The organism is Methylobacterium sp. Leaf88, assembly GCF_001422795.1.
Lineage (GTDB): Bacteria > Pseudomonadota > Alphaproteobacteria > Rhizobiales > Beijerinckiaceae > Methylobacterium.
This window is the reverse complement of sequence record NZ_LMMK01000019.1, coordinates 40,462-48,850: the sequence shown is the minus strand read 5'-3', so window position 1 is coordinate 48,850 and position 8,389 is coordinate 40,462. Positions and strand designations below refer to the sequence as shown.

Here is an 8,389-nt window from a genome sequence, read left to right as displayed (position 1 = left end):
CACCCACAAGGGGGAGGGGAAATCTGAGGCCTAACTCGGCCCGATGCTTGCACGACCTTCGCGGCATCCTTCGGAGAACGAACCCATGTTCGGTGACTATTCGCTCGGGGATCTCAGCTCGATCTTCGTCATGCAGGGCTTCGCCGGGCTGATCCTGTTCTCGGTCTACGTTCTGATGGCCCTGGGGCTGGCGATCATCTTCGGCCAGATGGGGGTGATCAACATGGCGCACGGGGAGTTCATGATCCTCGGCGCCTACATGACCTATCTCTGCTCGGGCTTCTTCCAGACCCAGCTGCCGGCCCTGTTCCCGGCCTACTTCTTCGTGGCGATGGCCCTGGCCTTCCTGGCCTCGGGGGCCCTCGGGATGCTGGTGGAATGGGCCCTGATCCGCCACCTCTACAAGCGCCCGCTCGACACGCTGCTGGCCACCTGGGGCCTCTCCCTGATCCTGCAGCAGGCCTACCGCACGATCTTCGGCGCCCGCGAGGTCGGCGTCGAGCTGCCGTCCTGGCTCATCGGCTCGGTGCAGGTCACCGACACCATCGAGATCCCGATCAACGGCATGTTCGTCATGGGCGTCACCACCCTGATCACCGTCGGCGTCGCCCTCCTGATGTACCGCTCGCGCTTCGGCGCCCAGGTCCGCGCCGTGGTGCAGAACCGCGCCATGGCGGGCGCCGTCGGCATCGACACCGAGCGGGTGGACCGCCTCACCTTCGGCCTCGGCTGCGGCATCGCGGGCATCGCCGGCTCGGCCTTCACCATGGTGGGCTCCACGGGGCCGACCTCGGGCCAGCTCTACATCGTCGACACCTTCCTGATCGTGGTCTTCGGCGGCGCCGCCTCGCTCCTCGGCACCATCGCGTCGGCCTTCTCGATCTCGCAGACGCAGTCGACCCTGGAGTTCTTCCTCTCGGGCTCCACCGCGAAGGTGCTCACGCTGCTGGCGGTGGTCGGCATCCTGATGCTGCGGCCCCAGGGCCTCTTCACCCTCAAGGTCCGGCGCTGAGGAGCCCGAACGTCATGACCCGCTCCAAAACCCCCGTCGTCAACGACAACCCCTTCATGAAGCCGATGGAGTGGGTGAGCCTGGCGCTCCTCGTCGGCGTCATCTTCGTCCTGCTGCCGATGCTGCTCGACGCCTTCCGGCTCAACCTCGTCGGCAAGTACCTGACCTATTCCTTCGTGGCCCTCGGCCTCGTCATCTGCTGGGGCTTCGGCGGCATCCTGTCCCTCGGCCAGGGCGTGTTCTTCGGCCTCGGCGGCTACCTGATGGCCATGTACCTCAAGCTCGAAGCCTCCAGCGTCGAGAACACGAAGATTCAGTCGACGCCGGGCATCCCCGACTTCATGGACTGGAACCAGATCACCGCCCTGCCCTGGTTCTGGAAGCCGTTCGAGAGCCTGCCCTTCACCCTCCTGGCGGTGCTGGTGGTGCCGGCCCTCTTCGCCTTCGTCATCGGCACGGCGATGTTCCGCCGCCGGGTCGGCGGCACCTACTTCGCCATCATCACCCAGGCCATCGCCGCCATCCTGACGATCCTCATCGTCGGGCAGCAGGGCTATACCGGCGGCATCAACGGCATCACGGACCTGCGCACCCTGCACGGCTGGGACATCCGCACCGACAGCGCCCACAACATCCTCTACTTCGTCAACGCCGGCCTGCTCGTCGCCTGCATCCTGTTCGCCCAGATGGTGAAGAAGTCGAAGCTCGGGCGCATCCTGCTCGCCATGCGCGACAAGGAGGACCGGGTCCGGTTCTCGGGCTACCAAGTGGCGAGCTTCAAGACCTTCGCGTTCTGCCTCGCGGCTGTGTTCGCCGCCATCGGGGGCGCGATGTTCACCCTCCAGGTCGGGTTCATGTCGCCCTCCTTCGTCGGCATCGTGCCCTCGATCGAGATGGTGATCTACGCCGCGGTCGGCGGGCGCCTGTCCCTGTTCGGCGCGGTCTGGGGTACGCTCCTCGTGAACTGGGCCAAGACCAGCTTCTCGGAGAGCTTTCCGGAGCTCTGGCTGTTCGGCCTCGGGGGGCTCTTCATCCTGGTGGTGCTGGCCTTCCCCAACGGTCTGGCGGGCATCTACCGCACCCATGTCGAGCCCCGCCTGACCCGGCGCGTGAAGGCCCTGGAGCCCGCGCCCGCCGTCGCCCTGCCCCACGCGGCCGAGTAGGACCTCCGATGAACGCAGCCCTCCTGCACGCGCACCGCATCGGCGCCGATCCGGCCGAAAAGGACTTCCTGCTGGCGGTGGAATCCCTCACCGTCTCGTTCGACGGCTTCAAGGCGGTCAACGACGTCTCGTTCTACGTCGACCCCAACGAGATCCGGGTCATCATCGGCCCCAACGGCGCCGGCAAGACCACGGTGCTCGACCTGATCTGCGGCCGCACCAAGGCCAGCTCCGGCTCGATCAAGTACAAGGGCCAGGAGCTGACCCGGCTGTCCGAGAGCGCCATCGTGCTGGCCGGTGTCGGCCGCAAGTTCCAGACGCCGTCGATCTACGACGACCTGACGGTGTTCGAGAACCTGGAGATCTCCTTTCCGCGCGGCCGCTCGGTGTTCGGGGCGCTCACCTTCAAGCGCGACGCCCAGGTCCGCGACCGCATCGAGGAGGTCGCCAGCATGATCTTCCTCAAGGACCAGCTCCTGGAGCGGGCCGAGTTCCTCAGCCACGGCCAGAAGCAGTGGCTCGAGATCGGCATGCTCCTGATCCAGGACCCGGAGCTGCTGATGCTCGACGAGCCGGTGGCCGGCATGAGCGTCGGCGAGCGCATCAAGACCGCCGAACTCCTGAACGAGATCATCAAGGGCCGCTCGGTGCTGGTGATCGAGCACGACATGAAGTTCGTCGAGGACATCGCCCACCGGGTCACCGTGCTGCACCAGGGCAAGGTCCTGTCCGAGGGCTCGATGGAGCGGGTCAAGAACGACCCGAAGGTCATCGAAGTCTATCTCGGCCACTGACGGGGAAACGGCGCCATGCTCCAGACCACGCCTTCTCCCGCCGCCGTGCCGCCCATCCAGGCCGGGCTCCAGCCGATGCTGGCGATCGGCGACCTTCACGCGGCCTATGGCCAGAGCGAGGTGCTGCACGGCCTCGACATCGCGGTGGCGCCCGGCGAGATCGTCGCCGTGATGGGCCGCAACGGCATGGGCAAGACCACGCTGATGAAGACCCTGATGGGCATCGTGCCGGTGAAGTCCGGCACGATCCGGGTCGACGGGGCCGCGGTCGAGGGCCTCAAGAGCCACCAGCGCGTGGCCAAGGGCCTCGCCTACGTGCCCCAGGGCCGCATGATCTTCTCGGCCATGACCGTGCAGGAGAACATCGAGACGGGGCTCACCGTCACCGGCGAACGCCGGGTGCCCCAGGACCTCTACACGATGTTCCCGGTCCTCCTCGAGATGAAGGGCCGGCGCGGCGGCAACCTGTCGGGCGGCCAGCAGCAGCAGCTCGCCATCGCCCGGGCCCTGGCGAGCCGGCCCAAGGTCCTCCTCCTCGACGAGCCCACCGAGGGCATCCAGCCCTCGATCATCCGCGAGATGGGCCGCACCCTGAAGAAGATCCGTGACGAGCGCGGCCTCTCCATCGTGGTCTCCGAGCAGGTTCTGAGCTTCGCCCTCGACGTCGCCGACCGGGTGCTGGTGATCGAGAACGGCGTGATCGTGCACGAGAGTCTGCGCGCCGACATCGACGAGGCCCAGGTCGCCCGCTTCCTTTCGGTCTGATGGAGGTCAGAATGGTCGATTACGAGATCTTCGAGCTCGGCGACTTCGTCCTCCAGGGCGGCAAGACGCTGCGCAACGCCCGGCTCGCCTACAAGACCTTCGGCACGCTCAATGCCGCCCGGGACAACGCCATCGTCTACCCGACCTGGTACTCGGGCCAGCACACCGAGAACGAGTGGTTGATCGGGCCGGGCAAGGCGCTCGATCCCGACACCTACTTCATCATCGTCCCGAACCTGTTCGGCAACGGGCTGTCGTCCTCCCCGAGCAACACGCCGCCCCCCTGGAACGGGCCGCGCTTTCCCAACGTCACCGCCTACGACAACGTCACGGCCCAGCACCGCCTCGTCACCGAGCATTTCGGCATCGACACGCTGGTCCTCGTGACCGGGTGGTCCATGGGCGCGCTGCAGACCTACCATTGGGGGGCGCTCTACCCCGACATGGTGCCCCGCATCCTGCCGTTTCAGGGCTCGGCCAAGTGCTCGCGGCACAACTTCGTCTTCCTGGAGGGCGCCAAGGCCGCGCTGCAGGCCGACGCCGCCTACGCGGAGGGCTGGTACACGAGCCCGCCGAACCGGGGCCTGCGCGCCTTCGGCCGGGTCTATGCCGGCTGGGGCCTGTCGCAGACCTTCTACCGGATCGAGGCGGACCGGACCCACATGGGCTACGCGTCCCTGGAGGACTTCCTCGTCGGGTTCTGGGAGGGGCTGTTCTACACCCGCGACGCCAACGACCTGCTGGCGATGCTGTGGACCTGGCAGAACGGCGACATCAGCGCCAACGACCGCTTCAACGGTGATCTCGACGCCGCGCTCGGAGCGATCCGTGCCGACGCGATCCTGATGCCGGCCTCCACCGACCTCTACTTCCCCCCCGAGGACAACGCCATCGAGGCGGCGGCCATGCCGAACGCGGACCTGCGCGTCCTCGACACCTGGTGGGGCCACTTTGCGGGCGGACCGGGGACGAGCCCCGACGACATCGCCACACTCGATGCGGCCCTGAAGGAGCTGCTCGCACGCTGACGGCGACCGGGCCCGGCGCGCGCCGGCCCGACGATCACCGCCACATCACCCGCCGGCGGATCTCACCGCCGGCGCGAACGGGGACGCATGTCCCCTGTCTGGGAAGGGAGCACCGACGCAACATGCCCGAGACCCTGATCAAGGTCGATCTGACCCAATCGGCCTACGACAACGACATGGTGCACAACCGCTGGCACCCCGACATCCCCATGGTGGCGATGGTCAAGCCCGGCGACGACTTCATCGTCGAGACCTACGACTGGACCGGCGGCTTCATCAAGAACAACGATTCGGCCGACGACGTGCGCGACATCGATCTGTCGATCGTGCACTTCCTGTCCGGCCCGATCGGCGTCGAGGGTGCCGAGCCCGGCGACCTCCTCGTGGTCGACCTCCTCGACATCGGCGCCAAGCCCGAGAGCCAGTGGGGCTTCAACGGCTTCTTCTCGAAGAAGAACGGCGGCGGCTTCCTCGACGAGCATTTCCCCCAGGCCCAGAAATCGATCTGGGACTTCGAGGGCATGTTCACGAAGTCGCGCCACATTCCCGGCGTGCGCTTCCCCGGCCTGATCCATCCCGGCCTGATCGGCTGCCTGCCCGATCCGAAGATGCTGGAGACCTGGAACACCCGCGAGAAGGCGCTGTTCGACACCGACCCCAACCGGGTCCCGGCCCTAGCCACCCTGCCCTTCGCCCCCACCGCCCATATGGGCCGGCTCAAGGGCGAGGGACGCGACAAGGCGGCGGCGACGGGCGCCCGCACGGTGCCGGGCCGCGAGCACGGCGGCAATTGCGACATCAAGGACCTGTCGCGGGGCTCGAAGATCTACTTCCCCGTCTACGTCCCCGGCGCCGGCCTCTCGATGGGCGACCTGCATTTCAGCCAGGGCGACGGCGAGATCACCTTCTGCGGCGCCATCGAGATGGCGGGCTGGGTCCATCTCAAGGTCAGCCTGATCAAGGACGGCATGGCCAAGTACGGGATCAAGAACCCGATCTTCAAGCCGTCGCCGATCACGCCGAAGTTCGACGACCATCTCATCTTCGAGGGCGTCTCCGTCGACGAGTACGGCAAGCAGCACTACCTCGACGTCACGGTGGCCTACCGCCAGGCCTGCCTCAATGCGATCGAATACCTGAAGAAGTTCGGCTACTCGGGGGCCCAGGCCTACTCGATCCTCGGCACCGCGCCGGTCCAGGGCCACATCTCCGGCGTCGTCGACATCCCGAACGCCTGCGCCACCCTGTGGATTCCGACGAAGATCTTCGACTTCGACATCAATCCCGGCGCCGACGGACCGACGAAGTTCCTCGACGGCTCGATCCAGATGCCCCTGTCGCCAGACCTCTGAAGATCGGGTCGCGCCCGATCCGGCGCGCATCCCCCTCCTCCTGGCAGGGGGACCGCAGATGCCGGTTCGCGCGCCGAGACGTCTCCCGTCGCACCATGTCATCCCGGGGCCGCGCAGCGGAGCCCGGGATCCAGACGCACAGGCGGTTCGAGACTGCATGCCGTCGGCGGGTCCGGATTCCGGGCTCGCCTGCGGCGCCCCGGAATGACGCGGCGGGCCGCATGCGAACGCGCGAATGTCCAGAGTCGTGGGTCGCACTCCGCTCGCCGCGCTCCACCCAGCAGACAGCACCGAGAGGTCCCCATGCCCGTCTACGATTACGCCTGCGAGGGCTGCGGCCCGTTCACGGTGCTGCGCCCGATGGCCGAGTTCCGCGATCCCCACGACTGCCCGGATTGCGGGACCGCCTGCGGCCGCGCCTTCCTCACCGCGCCGAACCTCGCCTCCATGGATGCGGGATTGCGCAAGGCGCACGCCACCAACGAGCGCAGCCGTCATGCCCCCCGCAAGGTTTCGGGGCACGGCGCCGGCTGCGGCTGCTGCAGCGGGTCGGCGAAGACCAAAACGCAAGCAACGCCGGCCGCCAAAAGCTTTCCATCGGCGCGCCCCTGGATGATCAGCCACTAAATTAAGCACTGGCACTGCAATTGCAAAGTATTACCCGACAGCAGATCTGCACAGTGTCTGGGCCTATCGAGATATAATTCCACAGCTGAAGTGGATGGGATGGGTCCGAGGCGGGATCGATGCTGGAGCGTGGGGTGGTACGATGATCCAGAGATTCGAACGGGGACCGGTGCCGAGGCGCCGGATGGGATGGGGGGCGGCCCGGGGCGCGCTCCTGTCGGCGGCGGTCGCGTCCGCCGGCGTCCTGGTGGATGGGCCGGCCCTGGCGCAGACGGCCTCGCCGGTGGGCCAGTTCAACGACCAGACGCAGCCGCGCACCGACCCGGCCATCGCCGACAAGCCGAAGGACCCGGTCCGGGTCGGCCCGCTCGCGCCCTGGGCCACCGAGATGGCGGCCCGCGGCCTGACCTTCGACGTCAACGTCTACGACTTCTACCAGGCCAACCCGACCATGGGTCTGCGGCCCGGCGAGCAGTCGAACTCGGCCTATTTCGTCCTGTCGATGACGGCCGACATGCAGAAGATCGCCGGCATCTCGGGCGGGACGATCAACTTCACCCAGACCTTCTTCGGCCTGGTGCGCAACCTCAACATGGCCGCCGACATCGGCGACACCACGGTGGGCTACCAGCCGCCGTTCAACCCCAACTTCGCCCGGCTGTCGCTGTTCACCTACCAGCAGAAGCTGCTCGACGACCGCCTCGTGGTCGAGGTCGGCCGCACCCATCCGGACCGGTACTACGGCCTTCCACCGTGCAACTCGATCAATTCCTGCTTCCAGGACATGTTCTACTTCAACGCCGGCTTCACCTCGCCGCTCTACGGGGTCTGGGGCGCCAACGTCGCCTACAAGCTCTCGCCGACCACCTACGTCCAGGCCGGCGCTTTCAGCGTGAACCCCAACACCAACGGGCTGTCGGGCTATGATTTCGGCTACGAGCGCCTGGCCGGCGCGGTGGTGATGACCGAGATCGGCCGCAAGACCGACTTCTCCCAGGAGGCCTATCCGGGGCGCGTCTCGCTCACCGGCTTCTACAACACCGCCGATCACGAGGATAACTTCAAGACGGCGCTCGGCCGCTCCAAGGGTCTGTTCCCCGGCGATCCGGCCCTGCAGAAATCCGGCACCTCCGGCGTGGTGCTGACCGCCTCGCAGACGGTCTGGCGGGCCGACGGGGGCGCGGAGGCCGCCAACCCGCACCCGGCCTCGGTCTCGGTCTATACCGGCACCGGCTACGCCTTCGACCCGACGATCCCGATCCGGTTCAATTCCTTCGCCGGAATCCTTCTGCAGTCGCCCGACCAGTCCCGGCCCAACGACACCTACGGTCTGAAGGCCAACTGGCAGCGGATCAACGCCAACTACGCCGACTTCCTGGCGGATGCGAACTTCATCTCGGGCGGCTCGGGCGCGCCGTTCTCGCGGGACAAGTTCATCTTCGAGGCCAACGCCCACATCGACGTCGGGGCCGGCGTGATCCTCGAGCCCGTGGTCCAGTACGTCGTCAATCCGAACTCGTTCTGGAACCCCTACACCGCCCGGCGGCCGAAGGACGGCGTCTATGGCGGCTTCACCCTCGTGGTTCCCCTCGGAACCCTCCTCGGCCTCGCGCCGGGCTAGGGGCCCGGGGGACCCCGTCTCCCCCCA

At 67.2% G+C, this 8,389-nt stretch carries 8 protein-coding genes; all 8 read left to right on the top strand.

Annotated features, from left to right (window positions below; genetic code table 11):
• Positions 1-85 precede the first annotated feature (85 nt).
• Entirely contained in the window at positions 86-1,012 is a 927-nt protein-coding gene (gene urtB, locus ASF20_RS11685; protein WP_056221498.1) for an urea ABC transporter permease subunit UrtB, read from the top strand.
• A 14-nt stretch (positions 1,013-1,026) separates the two neighbouring features.
• The gene (gene urtC, locus ASF20_RS11680; RefSeq protein WP_056221495.1) at positions 1,027-2,175 is read left to right on the top strand and encodes an urea ABC transporter permease subunit UrtC; all 1,149 of its coding nucleotides are present in this window, start codon (positions 1,027-1,029) and stop codon (positions 2,173-2,175) included.
• A gap of 8 nt (positions 2,176-2,183) precedes the next feature.
• A complete protein-coding gene (gene urtD / locus ASF20_RS11675; RefSeq protein ID WP_056274373.1) occupies positions 2,184-2,969 on the top strand; it encodes an urea ABC transporter ATP-binding protein UrtD in 786 nt (261 codons plus the stop codon).
• 75 nt (positions 2,970-3,044) lie between these two features.
• Positions 3,045-3,734 (top strand): urea ABC transporter ATP-binding subunit UrtE, encoded by a 690-nt coding sequence (gene urtE / locus ASF20_RS11670; RefSeq protein ID WP_056221777.1) that lies wholly within the window; start codon positions 3,045-3,047, stop codon positions 3,732-3,734.
• Positions 3,735-3,745: 11 nt separating this feature from the next.
• A complete protein-coding gene (locus ASF20_RS11665) occupies positions 3,746-4,762 on the top strand; it encodes an alpha/beta fold hydrolase (protein WP_056274370.1) in 1,017 nt (338 codons plus the stop codon).
• Positions 4,763-4,884: 122 nt separating this feature from the next.
• On the top strand, positions 4,885-6,114 hold the full coding sequence (gene fmdA / locus ASF20_RS11660) for a formamidase (RefSeq protein ID WP_056221485.1): 1,230 nt from the start codon (positions 4,885-4,887) through the stop codon (positions 6,112-6,114).
• 303 nt (positions 6,115-6,417) lie between these two features.
• Entirely contained in the window at positions 6,418-6,741 is a 324-nt protein-coding gene (locus tag ASF20_RS11655; protein ID WP_056221483.1) for a zinc ribbon domain-containing protein, read from the top strand.
• A 184-nt stretch (positions 6,742-6,925) separates the two neighbouring features.
• Positions 6,926-8,362, top strand: a complete 1,437-nt coding sequence (locus tag ASF20_RS11650; RefSeq protein ID WP_156648047.1) for a carbohydrate porin — start codon at positions 6,926-6,928, stop codon at positions 8,360-8,362.
• Positions 8,363-8,389 lie beyond the last annotated feature (27 nt).

Excerpts from the sequence above, each read along its gene's own strand:
- urtB (WP_056221498.1), top strand. The coding sequence starts at position 86 with ATGTTCGGTGACTATTCGCTCGGGGATCTCAGCTCGATCTTCGTCATG.
- urtC (WP_056221495.1), top strand. The coding sequence starts at position 1,027 with ATGACCCGCTCCAAAACCCCCGTCGTCAACGACAACCCCTTCATGAAG.
- urtD (WP_056274373.1), top strand. The coding sequence starts at position 2,184 with ATGAACGCAGCCCTCCTGCACGCGCACCGCATCGGCGCCGATCCGGCC.
- urtE (WP_056221777.1), top strand. The coding sequence starts at position 3,045 with ATGCTGGCGATCGGCGACCTTCACGCGGCCTATGGCCAGAGCGAGGTG.
- ASF20_RS11665 (WP_056274370.1), top strand. The coding sequence starts at position 3,746 with ATGGTCGATTACGAGATCTTCGAGCTCGGCGACTTCGTCCTCCAGGGC.
- fmdA (WP_056221485.1), top strand. The coding sequence starts at position 4,885 with ATGCCCGAGACCCTGATCAAGGTCGATCTGACCCAATCGGCCTACGAC.
- ASF20_RS11655 (WP_056221483.1), top strand. The coding sequence starts at position 6,418 with ATGCCCGTCTACGATTACGCCTGCGAGGGCTGCGGCCCGTTCACGGTG.
- ASF20_RS11650 (WP_156648047.1), top strand. The coding sequence starts at position 6,926 with ATGGGATGGGGGGCGGCCCGGGGCGCGCTCCTGTCGGCGGCGGTCGCG.